Raw genomic sequence first — 14153 nt, 5'->3', positions numbered from 1 at the left:
GGCAGAGCAGGATGAAGGGGAACAAGGAGGAATCATGGCCATCAACACCGGTGCCCCCGTCGTGGTGGGTGTGGACGGTTCGGCCGCCGCACTGGACGCGGTCCGGGTGGCGGCGCGGGAGGCGGCGCAGCGACAGCGTCCGCTGCGGGTGGTGCACGCCTTCATCTGGCCGTTGACCCGCGTCCCGGTCGACCCGGCGCCGGGCGCGCCGGCCGGCGCGGGCCTGCGCAACCAGGCCGAGCGGTACGTCGCCGAGGCGGTCGCCGAGGCCGGCAAGGCCGCCCCCGAGGTGGCGGTCACCGGCGTGGTGGTCGACGGCGCGGCGACCCCCGTCCTGCTCGACGAGTCCCGGGACGCCGCGCTGGTGGTGCTCGGGCACCGCGGTCTGGGTGGCTTCGCCGGGCTGCTGATCGGCTCGGTGACCGTGCAGGTCTCCGCCCGCGCGCTGTGCCCGGTCCTCGTGGTGCGCGGCGAGCCGCGCGCCGACGGTCCGGTGGTGGTGGGCGTCGACGGCTCCGCGAACTCCACCGAGGCCGTCGCGTTCGCCTTCGAGGAGGCGTCCCACCGGGGTGCCCCGCTGCTCGCGGTGCAGGCCTGGCTCTACCCCTCGCCGGTCGGTCCGGGCGACATCCTGCCCCTGGTGTACGACCTGGACGCCTACGCCGCGGAGGAGGAGCGCGCGCTCGCCGAGTCCGTCGCCGGCTTCGCCGAGCGCTACCCGGACGTGCCGGTGCGGCACCGGCTGGTCCGGGGCTCCCCGGCCCGGGTGCTGGTCGACGAGTCGAAGGCGGCCCAGCTGGTGGTCGTCGGGGCGCGCGGACGGGGCCCACTGAGCGGGCTGCTGCTCGGCTCCGTCAGCCACGCCGTGCTGCACCACGCGCACTCCCCGCTGGCGATCGTGCGGCACCCGTAGCGGGCCGACGCGTCCTGACCTTCCCGGCCACCACCCTTCCCGTCGCGTCGGCCGCTCCCCCGGCCGACCCGACGGGACCCGGTGGAAGGCCGGTGCGCGGGCACAGCGTGGACAGCCGCCGCACCGGGCCCCGCCGGGTGGCCGGCGGGCGCGGTGACAGGTCCGGTTCGGTGGGTGGCGCGTCGGGGAAATCCGGGTGCGCCGGTGGAGCCGCGTCGACAATGACCTGATCGACCTCTGGGAGAGCTGATGAATCGACCCGTCGTGGTGGGTGTGGACGGATCGCCGTCGAGCCTGGTGGCGGCGGAGCACGCCGCGCGGGCCGCCGCGCTGCGGTCCTGCCCCCTGCACCTGGTGCACGGCTACCTGCATCCGCTCGGCTACGGCGTGCCGGTCAACCCGTACGACCTGGGGTTGCCGGCGCCGACCGAGCAGGGGCAGAAGATGCTGGAGCAGACGGCCGCCGACCTGGTGGACCGCTGGCCGGGGCTGGCCGTGGAGGTGCGCCAGGTCGCCGGCGGGCCGGGCGCGACGCTCGTCGAGGAGTCCCGGCGGGCGGAGCTGGTGGTGGTGGGCAGCCGCGGCCTGGGCGGTTTCGCGGGGCTGCTGCTCGGCTCGGTCGGTACGCAGGTGGCCGCGCACGCGCACTGCCCGGTGCTGGTGGTCCGCCCGGCCGAGGAACCGGCCCCGGTCGACGGGCCGGTGCTGGTCGGGGTGGACGGCTCGGAGCCCGCGGAACTGGCCGTCGGGTACGCCGCCGACGAGGCGACCCGGCGCGGGGTCGGGCTGGTGCTGGCGCACGTCCGGCCGCCGGGCGGGGAGCACCGGGTGCCGGACGTGGTGGCCGGGACGCCGGCCGCCGCGCACGCGGAGTCCGCCGAGCTGCTGGCCACCGCCGGGGCGGCGGTGCGCGGCAGCCACCCCGGGCTGGCCGTCGAGGAGCGGGTGCTCCGGGCGGAGAAGCCGGAGCAGGCGCTGATCGAGGCGAGCGGCGAGGCGGCGCTGGTGGTGGTCGGCTCGCGGGGCCGGGGCGGGTTCGCCGGGATGCTGCTCGGCTCGGTCAGCCAGGCCCTGGTGCAGCACGCGCGCTGCCCGGTGCTGGTCGCCCACCCGTACGGCCACGCCCGCTGAGCCGGCGCGGACCCGCCGGCCCACGAAAGGGCCAGCGGGTCGGCGGCGGTCAGTGGTCCCGGCCCCCGAGCAGTTCCTCGAAGCTGGTGGTGAGGGCGAACGGGTCGGCGGGGCCGACGGCCGGCGGGCGCCGGTGGATCTGGTCGGCCAGCTCGCCCCCGGCGCGGGCGATCCGCGCGCGCAGCGCACCGTCGGCGCCGCCGTCGGACCAGTCCTCGGGCGCGGCGAAGACCGCCGTGGGCACCACGACCGACCGCAGGTAGGCGAACATCGGCCGCAGGGCGTGCTCCAGGGCGAGCGAGTGCCGGGCGGTGCCGCCGGTCGCGCCGACCAGCACCGGCCGGTCCGCCAGCGCGCCCGAGTCGACCAGGTCGAAGAAGGACTTGAACAGCCCGTTGTACGACGCGTTGAAGATCGGCGTGACGGCGATCAGCCCGTCCGCGCCGGTGACCGTGTCGAGCACCTCCCGCAGGGCGGGCGGCGCGAAGCCGGTGAGCAGGTGGTTGACGATGTCGTGGGCGTGCTCGCGCAGCTCGACGGGGCGCACGTCCACGTCGTCGCCCCGCCGGGCCAGCTCGTCGCGGGTGGCCGCGGCGAGCTGGTCGGCGAGCAGTCGCGTCGACGAGGGCTGACCGAGCCCGGCCGACACCACGGCGAGGGTGCGGCGGGTCATCGGCCGGCCTCCGTGCCCGCCCCGGCCTGCTCGGCGGCGGCCCGCAGCGACGCGTGCGTGGGCGCCTCGGGCACGTGCGCCGGGCGCAGCGAATCGAACTCCTTGCGCAGCACCGGGACGACCTCCTCGCCGAGCAGGTCGAGCTGCTCCAGCACGGTCTTCAGCGGCAGGCCGGCGTGGTCCATGAGGAACAGCTGGCGCTGGTAGTCGCCGACGTAGTCGCGGAAGCCCAGCGTACGGTCGATGACCTGCTGCGGGCTGCCCACGGTCAGCGGGGTCTGCGCGCTGAACTCCTCGAGCGACGGGCCGTGCCCGTAGACGGGGGCGTTGTCGAAGTACGGCCGGAACTCCCGCACGGCGTCCTGCGAGTTGCGCCGCATGAACACCTGCCCGCCCAGCCCGACGATGGCCTGGTCGGCGGAGCCGTGGCCGTAGTGCGCGAACCGCTCCCGGTAGAGCCCGACCATCCGCTGGGTGTGCTCCTTAGGCCAGAAGATGTGGTTGGCGAAGAAGCCGTCGCCGTAGTAGGCCGCCTGCTCGGCGATCTCCGGGCTGCGGATCGAGCCGTGCCAGACGAACGGCGGCACGCCGTCGAGCGGGCGCGGCGTCGAGGTGAACGACTGCAGCGGGGTGCGGAAGCGGCCCTTCCAGTCGACCACGTCCTCGCGCCAGAGCCGGCGCAGCAGGTCGTAGTTCTCGATGGCGAGCGGGATGCCGTTGCGGATGTCCTGGCCGAACCACGGGTAGACGGGCCCGGTGTTGCCGCGCCCCATCATCAGGTCCACCCGGCCGTCGGCGAGATGCTGGAGCATCGCGTAGTCCTCGGCGATCTTCACCGGGTCGTTGGTGGTGATCAGCGTGGTCGAGGTGGACAGCAGCAGGCGCTCGGTGCGGGCCGCGATGTATCCCAGCATGGTGGTGGGCGACGACGGCACGAACGGCGGGTTGTGGTGCTCGCCGGTGGCGAAGACGTCCAGGCCGACCTCCTCGGCCTTCAGCGCGATGGTGACCATCGCCTTGATCCGCTCATGCTCGGTCGGCTCGCGACCGTTGGTCGGGTCGACCGTGACGTCGCCGACGGTGAAGACTCCGAACTGCATGACCAGCTCCTCGCGTTGTCCGGCCGGGGCCGGCGTGGTTCCCGTATCGCACCGCACAACATATTTGACGAGTCAACTATTCCACGCGCGGAGGCGACCGTGGTGGGCGCCGTCACGCCGGCGGACGGGGGCTCAGCGGCTGCGCGGGACGTGCCGGCGGTAGGCGCTCACCGTGGGGTCGCCGGCGATCCAGAACCGCCAGGGGACGTCGTGCGCCCCCGTCACGCCCACCCTCGGACCGGCGGCCACCGAGTCCGCCGGCACCGGCCGGTCGGGCGGGCGCAGCCGGACGGGGCCGTCGCCGAGCAGGTAGCGGCCGTAGACGCCCTTGTCGATCCCCAGCGCCGCGCAGAGCCGGGCGGGCCCCCGCGCGAGGTCGACGTCCCGGCGTACGGCGGTGCGCCGGGCCCGGGCGACGTCGAGCCCGTCGACCACCTCGCCGGCGCGCAGCAGCACGGCCGACGCCTCCCCGTCCGGCCCGGTGACCACGTTCATGCACCAGTGCATGCCGTAGGTGAAGTAGACGTAGGCGTGCCCGGCCGGCCCGAACATCACCGCGTTGCGCGGGGTGCGGCCCCGGTGGGCGTGCGACGCGGGGTCGCCGGCCGTGCCGGCGTACGCCTCGACCTCGGTGATCCGGACGGTGACGCCGCCGGCGGCGAGCCGGCAGCCGAGCAGGCCGCGCGCGGCCGGCACCACGGGCCCGGAGAGCAGGTCGGCCAGCCCCGCCAGGTCGGCGGGACGGCGGTCGGAGGACGCCACCACGGACCCGACCCTATCCGGCCCCGGCACCGCCTCGTTCCGGCGCCCGGCGCTCGGCACATCAACAATCCGTTGACAACCAATCGTTGACATGATGGGGTCGGGCCATGACCGACTCCTTCACCACGCCCGACGCCGGCCGGGCCCGGGCGCACCGCACGTACGACGCGCTGCACCGGATCACCGAGCGGCACGCCGGCACCGAGACGCGCCGCCGCCGCCACACCAACCCCTACGTCCCGGACACCTACGAGGCGGTCGCGCTGGTCACGGCACTCGCCGCCGGCGGGGCGGAGATGGAGCCCGGGGAGGAGCGGGTCGACGACGCGGACCTCGTCGCGGCCCTCACCCTCGTGCCGCACCTGCGCGCCGAGGTCGACGCCATGGAGGCGGGGCTGCTGACGCTGGCCCGTGGCCGCGGGCTGACCTGGCAGCAGATCGCGTACGGGCTCGGGCTGGGCAGCGCGCAGGCCGCCAAGCAGCGCTTCGAGCGCCTCTCCGCCCGCACCGCCGCCACCGACTGACGCCCCCGATGGGCCAGACTGGGCGCGGGACCGTTGCCGAGGAGGACGCGATGACGCGCGAGGAGATGCTGGCGTACTGCCTGGGCAAGCCGGGCGCCTGGCTGGACCAGCCGTGGGAGGGCGACGAGGTGGTGAAGGTCGGCAGCCGGATCTTCGCCTTCCTCGGCTCCGCCGGCGGCGACGACCCGACGGTCGGGGTGAAGTGCGGCCCGAGCCGGGAGATCGCCGACGAGTGGCTGCACCGGCACCCGGGCGATGCGCGAGCCTCGCCGTACATCGGACGCTCCGGCTGGAACACGCTGCGCCTTGCCGGCGGGATCGACGACGAGGAGCTGACCGAGGCGGTCGACGGGTCGTACGACGCGGTGGTGGCGAAGCTGCCGAAGCGGGAGCGGCCGACGGCCTGACCCCGCGCGGCGCATGTCGCGCCGCGCGGGGTCACGCACTCAGCGCGGCACGACCCGCTCGGCGGCCCACTCCCGCCAGCCGGCCAGCTTGTCCGCGGCGGCGGCGAGCTGGTCGGCGACCGGGCCGGGGCCGGTCGAGCCGGGGGTGGTCCGGGCGGCGAGCGCCGACCGGACCGAGAGCACGTCCCGCACGGACGGGTCGAGGTGCTCGCTGACCGCCGCGAGGTCGGCGTCGGAGACCTCGTCGAGGGCGCAGTCCCGGGCCACGCAGAGCGCGACCAGCTTCCCGGTGATCTCGTGCGCGTCGCGGAACGGCACGCCCCGGCGGACGAGCCAGTCGGCCACCTCGGTGGCCAGCGAGAAGCCCACCGGCGCGGCGGCGACGAGGCGGTCCACCCGGACGGTCATCGTGGAGATCATCCCGGCCAGGGCCGGCAGCAGCAGCTCCAGGGTGTCGACCGCGTCGAAGGCCGGCTCCTTGTCCTCCTGCATGTCCCGGTCGTAGGTCATCGGCAGGCCCTTGAGCATGGTGAGCACGCTCATCAGCCCGCCGACGAGGCGGCCGGACTTGCCCCGGGCCAGCTCGGCGATGTCCGCGTTCTTCTTCTGCGGCATGATCGACGAGCCGGTGGCGAAGGCGTCGTCCAGCTCCACCCAGCCGAACTCCTGCGACGTCCAGAGCACCACCTCCTCGCCGAGGCGGGACAGGTGCACCCCGACCATCGCGGTGACGAAGAGGAACTCGGCGACGAAGTCCCGGTCGGCCACGGCGTCCATGGAGTTGGCGAAGGACGTGCGGAAGCCCAACTCCTTGGAGACGGCCACCGGGTCCAGCGGCAGGCCGGAGCCGGCCAGCGCGCCCGCGCCGAGCGGGCTGACCGCCGTGCGGTGGTCCCAGTCGCGCAGCCGTTCCAGGTCGCGCAGCAGCGGCTGCACGTGGGCGAGCAGCCAGTGCCCGAAGGTGACCGGCTGGGCGTGCTGGAGGTGGGTCATCCCCGGCGCGGCGGTGTCCACGTGCCGCCCGGCCTGCTCGACCAGCGCCTCGGCCAGCTCGACCAGCCGCGACGCCACGCCACGGGCGTGGTCGCGCAGGTAGAGCCGCAGGTCGGTGGCGACCTGGTCGTTGCGGGACCGGCCGGCGCGCAGCTTGCCGCCGAGGCTGCCGAGGCGCTCCAGCAGCCCGCGCTCCAGCGCGGTGTGCACGTCCTCGTCGTCGACGGTGGGGCGGAACTGCCCGGAGGCGCAGGCGGCCTCCAGGTCGTCCAGGGCGGCGAGGATGCGGCCCAGCTCCTCCGGGTCGAGCAGGCCCGCGCCCGCGAGGACCCGGGCGTGCGCCCGGGAACCCGCGATGTCGTACGGGGCGAGGCGCCAGTCGAACTGCACGCTCACCGACAGCCGTGCCAGGGCCTCTGCGGGGCCGCCGGCGAACCGGCCGCCCCAGAGGCTGGTGCGGTTGGTGGCGGCGCTGTTCTCGGTCAGGCTCTTGTCGTCCACGCCGCCCATTGTGGTGCCCACGATCTTCAGCCGCCCAGCCGGGCGTCCCGCGCGGCGGCCATCTTGCTCGGCAGGCCCCAGAGCTGGACGAAGCCCTTGGCCAGGGACTGGTCGAACGTGTCGCCGGTGTCGTAGGTGGCCATGCCGAAGTCGTAGAGGCTGGCCTCGGAGCGCCGGCCGGTGACGGTGGCCCGGCCGCCGTGCAGGACGAGCCGCACCTCGCCGCTGACGTGCCGCTGCGCGTCGTCGATGAACGCGTCCAGGCTGTTCTTCAGCGGGGAGAACCAGAGGCCGTCGTAGACCAGCTCGCCCCAGCGCTGGTCGACGCCGCGCTTGAACCGGGCCAGGTCCCGCTCCACGGTCACCGCCTCCAGCTCCTGGTGGGCGGTGATCAGCGCGATCGCGCCGGGCGCCTCGTACACCTCGCGGCTCTTGATGCCGACGAGGCGGTCCTCGACCATGTCGAGCCGGCCCACGCCCTGGGCGCCGGCGCGCCGGTTGAGCTCCAGGATCGCCTGGTACGGGGTGACGGTCTCGCCGTCGATCGCCACCGGGACGCCGGCGTCGAAGGTGATCACGACCTCGTCGGCGTCGCGCTCCTGCGCCGGGTCGGCGGTGTACGAGTACAGGTCCTCGATCGGGCTGTTCCAGATGTCCTCCAGGAAGCCCGTCTCGACGGCGCGCCCGAACAGGTTCTGGTCGATGGAGTACGGCGACTTCGCCGACACGTCGATCGGCAGCCCCTTCTCCTCGGCGAAGGCGATCGCCTTGTCCCGCGTCCAGGCGAAGTCCCGGGCCGGCGCGATGATCTTCAGGTCGGGCGCGAGCGCGCCCAGGCCGACCTCGAAGCGGACCTGGTCGTTGCCCTTGCCGGTGCAGCCGTGCGACACGATGGTGCCGCCGTGCTTGCGGGCCGCGGCCACCAGGTGCTTGACGATCAGCGGCCGGGACAGCGCGGAGACCAGCGGGTAGCGGTCCATGTAGAGCGCGTTGGCGCGGATGGCCGGCAGGCAGTACTCGGCGGCGAACTCGTCGCGCGCGTCGACCACCTCGGACTCGACCGCGCCGCAGTCCAGGGCGCGCTGCCGGATGGCGTCGAGGTCCTCGCCGCCCTGCCCGACGTCGACCGCGACCGCGATCACCTCGGCGCCGGTCTGCTCGGCGAGGTACGGGATGGCGACGGAGGTGTCGAGCCCTCCGGAGTAGGCAAGAACGACCCGCTCGGTCATGGTGTGGTGCTCCCTTCAACGTTCTCTTCCCGGCGGGCCCAGCCGGCGAGCTTGTCGCCGAGCGCGGCCCCGCCGACGGCCTCGCGGGCCACGACGAGGATGGTGTCGTCGCCGGCGATGGTGCCGACGACCTCGGGCAGGCCCGCTCGGTCCAACGCGCTGGCCAGGTAGTGGGCTGCGCCCGGCGGGGTGCGCAGCACGGCGATGTTGCCGCTGGAGTCGACCCCGTTGAGCAGCTCCCGCAGCAGCCGGACCAGCCGGGCCGGCGCCGCCTCGGCGTCGCGCAGCGGCCGGTGGCCGTCCTCGGGGATCAGGTAGACGGCCCGCCCGTCGCCGCCGCGCACGGTCACCGCGCCCAACTCCTTGAGGTCGCGGGACAGGGTCGCCTGGGTGACCTGGATGCCGTCGCCGGCGAGCAGGTCGGCCAGCTCGGTCTGCGAGTGGATCGCCTTGTCGCGGATCAGCTCGACGAGGCGGGCGTGGCGGGCGGCGCGGGTCAGCGGGGCGGTCATGGATTCTCCCTGGTCGCGGCGGCGCCCGGCGCCGCCGCGTCCGGGGCGGCGGGCGCGGCCCCGAGGAGGAACGTCAGCAGCGCCTTCTGGGCGTGCAGCCGATTCTCCGCCTGGTCGAACACGGCGCTGTGCGGGCCGTCGAGCACCTCGTCGGTGATCTCCTCGCCCCGGTGCGCGGGCAGGCAGTGCAGCACGATCGCGTCGGGCGCGGCGTGGTCCAGCAGCGCGGCGTTGACCTGGTACGGCAGGAACGGGGTGATCCGGTCCAGGCCGTCCGACTCCTGACCCATCGAGGTCCAGGTGTCGGTGGCGACCACGTCGGCCCCGGCCACCGCCGCGACGGGGTCGGTCAGCGCCTGCACGGAGCCGCCGGTGCCGGCGGCGATCTTCTCGGCCCGGGCGAGCACCTCCGGGTCGGGGCCGAAGTTGGCTGGCCCGGCGACCCGCACGTGCATCCCGGCGGTCGCCCCGGCCAGCAGGTACGAGTGGGACAGGTTGTTGGCGGCGTCGCCGACGTACGCCAGGGTCCGGCCGGCGGTGCCGCCGCAGTGCTCGCGGATCGTGAGCAGGTCGGCCAGGAGCTGGCAGGGGTGGAACCCGTCGGTGAGCGCGTTGACGACCGGCACGGTCGCGGCGTCGGCGACCTCGGCGATCCGGTCGTCGCCGTGCGTGCGCAGCACGATCGCCGCGACGTAGCGGGAGAGGACCCGCCCGGCGTCGCCGAGGGTCTCGCCCCGCCCGAAGTGGGTGACCTGGGTGTCCACCACAAGGGGGTGCCCGCCGAGTTCGGCGATGCCGACGTCGAACGAGAACCGGGTGCGCAGGCTCTGCTTGTCGAACAGCACCGCCACCGACCGGGGGCCGGCCAGCGGCCGGTGGCCGAACCGGTCGGCCTTCATCCGCGCCGCGAGGTCGAGCACGGCCGACTGCTCGGCGGGGGTCAGGTCGTCGTCCCGCAGGAAGTGCCGGGTCATGCGCTCGTCTCCGTCGTGGTCGCGGTGGTCGCGGCGGCCGGGCTCTCGGCGGCGGCGGCCGGGGAGGTGCCAGCCGCGGCCGGGGTGGTGCCGGCGGCGGCCGGGGAGGCCGCGTCGAGGGCCGCGGGAAGAGCGGCCAGGAAGGCGTCGGCCTGGGCGGCGGTCAGGATCAGCGGCGGGGCGAGCCGTACCACGCCGGGCTGCACCGGGTTGACCAGGAAACCGGTCTCCCGCAGCGCCTCGGCGAGCACCTTCGCCACGGGCGCGGCGAGCACCACGCCGAGCAGCAGGCCCGCGCCGCGTACGCCGTCGACCAGCGGGTGGCCGAGCGCCTCGATGCCCCGGCGCAGCCGCTCGCCGATCCGCTTGACGTGGTCGAGCAGCCCCTCGTGCGCGATGGTGCCCACCACCGCCAGGGCGGCGGCGCAGCTGATCGGGTTGCCGCCGAACGTGGTGCCGTGCATGCCGGGGCCGAGCAGGTCGGCGGCCCGGCCGAAGGCCAGGCAGGCGCCGAGCGGCAGCCCGCCGCCGAGCCCCTTGGCCAGGGTCACCACGTCGGGCTCGACGCCCTCGGCCTGGTGGGCGAACCAGTGCCCGGTGCGGCCGATGCCGGTCTGCACCTCGTCGAGCACCAGCAACGCGCCGTGCCGGGCGGTGATCCGCCGGGCGGCGGCCAGATAGCCGGCCGGCGGGACCACGACGCCGTTCTCGCCCTGCACCGGCTCCAGAATCACCATGGCCGTGGCGTCGGTGACGGCCGCCTCCAGCGCGGCGACGTCGCCGTAGTCGACGTGGCTGACGTCGCCGGGCAGCGGGCGGAACGGGTCGGCCTTGGCCGGCTGGCCGGTCAGCGCCAGCGCGCCCATGGTCCGCCCGTGGAAGCCGCCCCGGGTGGCGACCACGTGGGTGCGGCCGGTGAGCCGGGACAGCTTGAACGCCGCCTCGTTGGCCTCCGCGCCCGAGTTGGCGAAGAAGACCCGGCCGGACCGGCCGGCCAGGGCCAGCAACAGCTCGGCCAGGGCCACCGGCGGCTCGGCGACGTAGAGGTTGGAGACGTGCCCGAGGGTGGCGACCTGCTTCGACACGGCGGCCACCACGGCCGGGTGGGCGTGGCCGAGGGCGTTGACCGCGATCCCGCCGACCAGGTCGACGTACTCCCGGCCGGCCTCGTCGACCACGACGGCGCCGGAGCCGGAGACGAGGGCCAGCGGCGGCGTGCCGTAGTTGTCCATCATCGACTGCGACCAGCGCTCGACGAGCGTGCTCATGACGGGATCACCATTGTTCCGAACCCTTCCGAGGTGAAGACCTCCAGCAACGTGGAGTGGGCGACCCGGCCGTCGACCACGTGCGCGGCGGGCACCCCCTGCCGTACGGCCCGCAGGCAGGCCTCCATCTTGGGCACCATGCCGCTGGACAGCGACGGCAGCAGCTTCGCCAACTCGTCGGCGGTGATCTCGCTGACCAGGCTGCCGGTGTCCGGCCAGTCGGCGTAGAGGCCGGGCACGTCGGTGAGGACGACCAGCTTGCGGGCGTCGAGGGCGACGGCGAGCGCGGCGGCGGCGGTGTCGGCGTTCAGGTTGTGCAGCACGCCGTCGGCGTCCGGCGCGACGGTGGAGATCACCGGGATCCGCCCGGCCGCGATCAGGTCGGTGACCGCCGAGACGTCGACCGACTCGACGTCGCCGACCTGCCCGACGTCGACCGGCTCCCCGTCCACGTACGCGGGCCGCCGCACGGCGGTGAACAGGCCCGCGTCCTCGCCGGAGAGGCCGACCGCGAACGGGCCGTGCGCGTTGATCAACCCGACCAACTCCCGGCCCACCTGGCCGACGAGCACCATCCGGACCACGTCCATCGCCTCCGGGGTGGTGACCCGCAGGCCGCCCCGGAACTCGCTGGCGATGCCGAGCCGGCCGAGCATGGCGGAGATCTGCGGGCCGCCGCCGTGCACCACGACCGGCTTCAGGCCGGCGTAGCGCAGGAAGACCATGTCGGCGGCGAAGGCCCGTTGCAGTTCGGGGTCGACCATGGCGTTGCCGCCGTACTTGACCACGACGGTCGAGCCGGAGAAGCGGGCCAGCCAGGGCAGGGCCTCGATCAGCGTGGCGGCCTTGGCCTGGGCGCGGGTGAGGTCGGTGGTGAGGCTCATGTCGAGTAGGCCGAGTTCTCGTGTACGTACGCGTGGGAGAGGTCGTTGGTCCAGATCGTGGCCTCGGCGTCGCCGGCGTGCAGGTCGATCCGGATGGTGACGTCCCGCCCGGTCAGGTCGACCTTCGACCGGTCCTCGGCGGCGGCGCCGGAGCGGCACACCCAGACGCCGTTGACCGCGACGTCGACCGCGTCCGGCTCGAAGGCGGCGGCGGTGGTGCCGACCGCGGCGAGGATCCGGCCCCAGTTCGGGTCGTTGCCGAACAGCGCGGTCTTGACCAGGTTGTTGCGGGCCACCGACCGCCCCACCTCGACCGCGTCGTCCTCGCTCGCCGCGCCGACCACGTCGACGGCGATCTGCTTGGTGGCGCCCTCGGCGTCGGCGACGAGCTGCTGGGCCAGGTCGTGCGCGGCGGCGGTGACCGCGGCGGTCAGCTCGGCCGGCGTCGGCGCGATGCCGCTCGCGCCGCTGGCCAGCAGCAGCACCGTGTCGTTGGTCGACATGCAGCCGTCGGAGTCGACCCGGTCGAAGGTGACCCGGCACGCCTCGCGCAGCGCGGCGTCGAGGGCCTCCGGCCCGGCCACCGCGTCGGTGGTCAGCACGCAGAGCATGGTGGCCATCGCCGGGGCGAGCATGCCGGCGCCCTTGGCCATGCCGCCGACGGTCCAGCCGCTGCCCCGCGCCACCGTGGTCTTGGGGCGGGTGTCCGTGGTCATGATGGCCTCGGCGGCCGCCGGGCCGCCGTCGCGGGACAGGCCACGGATCGCGGCGCGTACGCCGGGGAGCAGCTTCTGCATCGGCAACCGCTCGCCGATCAGGCCGGTCGAGCAGACCGCCACGTCGCCGGCCCCGAGCATCAGCCGGGGGCTGGCCGAGGTGAGCGCGGCGGCGGCGTGCTCGGCGGTGGCGTGGGTGTCCTGGAAGCCGGCCGGGCCGGTGCACGCGTTGGCCCCGCCCGAGTTGAGCACCACGGCGCGGACGACGCCGCCGCGGACCACCTGCTGGGTCCAGAGCACCGGCGCGGCCTTGACCCGGTTGGCGGTGAACACGGCGGCGACCCCGGCGTCCGGGCCGTCGTTGACGACCAGCGCGACGTCGCTCGCGCCGCTGGACTTGAGCCCGGCGGCCACCCCGGCCGCCCGGAACCCCCGCGGAGTCGTGACGCTCATGGTGCGATCCCCCAGACGGACAGGCCCGTCGTCTCCGGCAGGCCGAACATGAGGTTGGCGTTCTGCACGGCCTGGCCGGCGGCGCCCTTGCCGAGGTTGTCCAGCGCGCTGAGCACGATGGTCCGGCGGGTGTCGACGTCGACGGTGGCCTGCAGGTGGCAGGAGTTGGAGCCGAGGGTGGCGGCGGTGTGCGGCCAGGTCCCCTCGGGCAGCACGTGCACGAAGGGCGCGTCCGCGTACGCCTCGGCGAGCACCGCCCGGGGGTCCACGCCCCGGGCCGGCACGGCGGTCACGGTGGCCAGGATGCCCCGGGGCATCGGCGCGAGCACCGGGGTGAGCGACAGGCCGGTCGCCCCGGTGGCCTGCTTGATCTCCGGCACGTGCTGGTGGGTGCCGACGCGGTAGGGCGACAGGTCCCCCATCACCTCGCTGCCGAGCAGGTGCGGCTTGGCCGCCTTGCCCGCGCCGGAGGTGCCGGAGGCCGCGACGACCACCACGTCGGCCGGGGCGGCGGCGCCGGCGGCGATCAGCGGGGCGAGCGCGAGGGTGATGGCGGCGGCGTAGCAGCCGGTGTTGGCGACCCGGGTGGCGCCGGCGATCAGCTCCCGCTGGCCGGGCAGCTCGGGCAGGCCGTAGGTCCACTGCCCGGCGTGCGGGCCGCCGTAGTAGTTGGCCCAGGCGTAGGGGTCGGCGAGCCGGTGGTCGGCGCCGAGGTCGACGACGCGGACCTCGGGCGGGAGCTGGGCCGCCAGGGCCGCCGACTGGCCGTGCGGCAGGGCCAGGAAGACCAGGTCCGCGTCGGCCAGCGCCGTCGCGTCCGTCTCGCCGAGGACCAGGTCCAGGCCGGCGAGCTGCGGGTGTACGACGTCGAGCCGGTGCCCGGCCTGGCTGTGCGCGGTAGCGGCGACCAGGTCGAACTCCGGGTGCCCGGCGACCAGGCGGATCAGCTCGCCCCCGGCGTAGCCGCTCGCCCCCGCTACCGCGACTCGGATACCCATACTCACCTCCGCATGACTATGCAGCGAAGGCTAGCAGCGATGATCGGCCTCTGCAAGTTCATACAGACTTCTGTATGTGCATGATGAGCGTCGCGTCCGGGCGCGGGAGGCCGGG

General features: G+C 74.8%; 15 protein-coding genes. 4 read left to right on the top strand and 11 right to left on the bottom strand.

All coding sequences use genetic code 11. From position 1 onward, the window contains the following. Positions 1-34: 34 nt before the first annotated feature. Entirely contained in the window at positions 35-913 is an 879-nt protein-coding gene (locus tag ABZ793_RS16940) for a universal stress protein (protein ID WP_357457747.1), read from the top strand. A 249-nt stretch (positions 914-1162) separates the two neighbouring features. Then, entirely contained in the window at positions 1163-2044 is an 882-nt protein-coding gene (locus ABZ793_RS16935; protein ID WP_357457744.1) for a universal stress protein, read from the top strand. Positions 2045-2093: 49 nt separating this feature from the next. Here ABZ793_RS16935 and ABZ793_RS16930 read toward each other — a convergent pair whose 3' ends face one another. The 3 genes from ABZ793_RS16930 to ABZ793_RS16920 form a co-directional block, all read right to left on the bottom strand. Beyond that, complete coding sequence (locus ABZ793_RS16930; RefSeq protein ID WP_357457741.1) at positions 2094-2717, bottom strand: FMN reductase; 624 nt, start codon at positions 2715-2717, stop codon at positions 2094-2096. Then, positions 2714-3817, bottom strand: coding sequence for an LLM class flavin-dependent oxidoreductase (locus ABZ793_RS16925; RefSeq protein ID WP_357457738.1), 1104 nt, complete (start codon positions 3815-3817; stop codon positions 2714-2716). Before ABZ793_RS16925 ends, ABZ793_RS16930 begins: the two co-directional genes overlap by 4 nt. A 132-nt stretch (positions 3818-3949) precedes the next feature. Next, positions 3950-4579, bottom strand: coding sequence for a DNA-3-methyladenine glycosylase (locus ABZ793_RS16920; protein ID WP_357457896.1), 630 nt, complete (start codon positions 4577-4579; stop codon positions 3950-3952). 107 nt (positions 4580-4686) lie between these two features. On the opposite strand from ABZ793_RS16920, the gene ABZ793_RS16915 reads away from it, so the two are divergent. Further along, positions 4687-5103 (top strand): DNA-binding protein, encoded by a 417-nt coding sequence (locus ABZ793_RS16915; protein ID WP_357457735.1) that lies wholly within the window; start codon positions 4687-4689, stop codon positions 5101-5103. 50 nt (positions 5104-5153) lie between these two features. After that, positions 5154-5510, top strand: a complete 357-nt coding sequence (locus ABZ793_RS16910) for an MmcQ/YjbR family DNA-binding protein (RefSeq protein WP_357457732.1) — start codon at positions 5154-5156, stop codon at positions 5508-5510. A 39-nt stretch (positions 5511-5549) separates the two neighbouring features. Here the strand turns inward: ABZ793_RS16910 and argH are convergent, their stop codons facing one another. Genes argH through argC form a run of 8 tightly spaced genes read right to left on the bottom strand, consistent with a single transcriptional unit; the run spans position 5550 to position 14038 of the window. Continuing rightward, positions 5550-7013, bottom strand: coding sequence for an argininosuccinate lyase (argH, locus tag ABZ793_RS16905; protein WP_357457893.1), 1464 nt, complete (start codon positions 7011-7013; stop codon positions 5550-5552). A 17-nt stretch (positions 7014-7030) separates the two neighbouring features. Then, positions 7031-8233 carry an argininosuccinate synthase gene (locus ABZ793_RS16900; RefSeq protein WP_350681736.1) on the bottom strand — a complete coding sequence of 401 codons (1203 nt, stop codon included), beginning with the start codon at positions 8231-8233 and terminating at the stop codon, positions 7031-7033. Further along, positions 8230-8745 carry an arginine repressor gene (locus tag ABZ793_RS16895; RefSeq protein WP_350708881.1) on the bottom strand — a complete coding sequence of 172 codons (516 nt, stop codon included), beginning with the start codon at positions 8743-8745 and terminating at the stop codon, positions 8230-8232. Before ABZ793_RS16895 ends, ABZ793_RS16900 begins: the two co-directional genes overlap by 4 nt. Then, positions 8742-9719: an ornithine carbamoyltransferase gene (argF, locus tag ABZ793_RS16890; protein ID WP_357457729.1), complete on the bottom strand. Its 978-nt coding sequence runs from the start codon at positions 9717-9719 to the stop codon at positions 8742-8744. The genes ABZ793_RS16895 and argF overlap by 4 nt, the downstream gene beginning before the upstream one ends. Then, positions 9716-10987: an acetylornithine transaminase gene (locus ABZ793_RS16885; protein ID WP_357457726.1), complete on the bottom strand. Its 1272-nt coding sequence runs from the start codon at positions 10985-10987 to the stop codon at positions 9716-9718. Before ABZ793_RS16885 ends, argF begins: the two co-directional genes overlap by 4 nt. Continuing rightward, entirely contained in the window at positions 10984-11871 is an 888-nt protein-coding gene (gene argB, locus ABZ793_RS16880) for an acetylglutamate kinase (protein WP_357457723.1), read from the bottom strand. The genes ABZ793_RS16885 and argB overlap by 4 nt, the downstream gene beginning before the upstream one ends. Further along, the gene (gene argJ / locus ABZ793_RS16875) at positions 11868-13040 is read right to left on the bottom strand and encodes a bifunctional glutamate N-acetyltransferase/amino-acid acetyltransferase ArgJ (RefSeq protein ID WP_357457720.1); all 1173 of its coding nucleotides are present in this window, start codon (positions 13038-13040) and stop codon (positions 11868-11870) included. The genes argB and argJ overlap by 4 nt, the downstream gene beginning before the upstream one ends. Beyond that, positions 13037-14038 carry an N-acetyl-gamma-glutamyl-phosphate reductase gene (gene argC / locus ABZ793_RS16870; RefSeq protein ID WP_357457717.1) on the bottom strand — a complete coding sequence of 334 codons (1002 nt, stop codon included), beginning with the start codon at positions 14036-14038 and terminating at the stop codon, positions 13037-13039. The genes argJ and argC overlap by 4 nt, the downstream gene beginning before the upstream one ends. Between the last annotated feature and the right edge of the window lie 115 nt (positions 14039-14153).

The sequence above is a fragment of the Micromonospora sp. NPDC047465 genome (genome assembly GCF_040643125.1).
Lineage (GTDB): Bacteria > Actinomycetota > Actinomycetes > Mycobacteriales > Micromonosporaceae > Micromonospora.
Note: the sequence above shows the minus strand (reverse complement) of the source record. Positions and strands in the feature narration are given on the sequence as shown.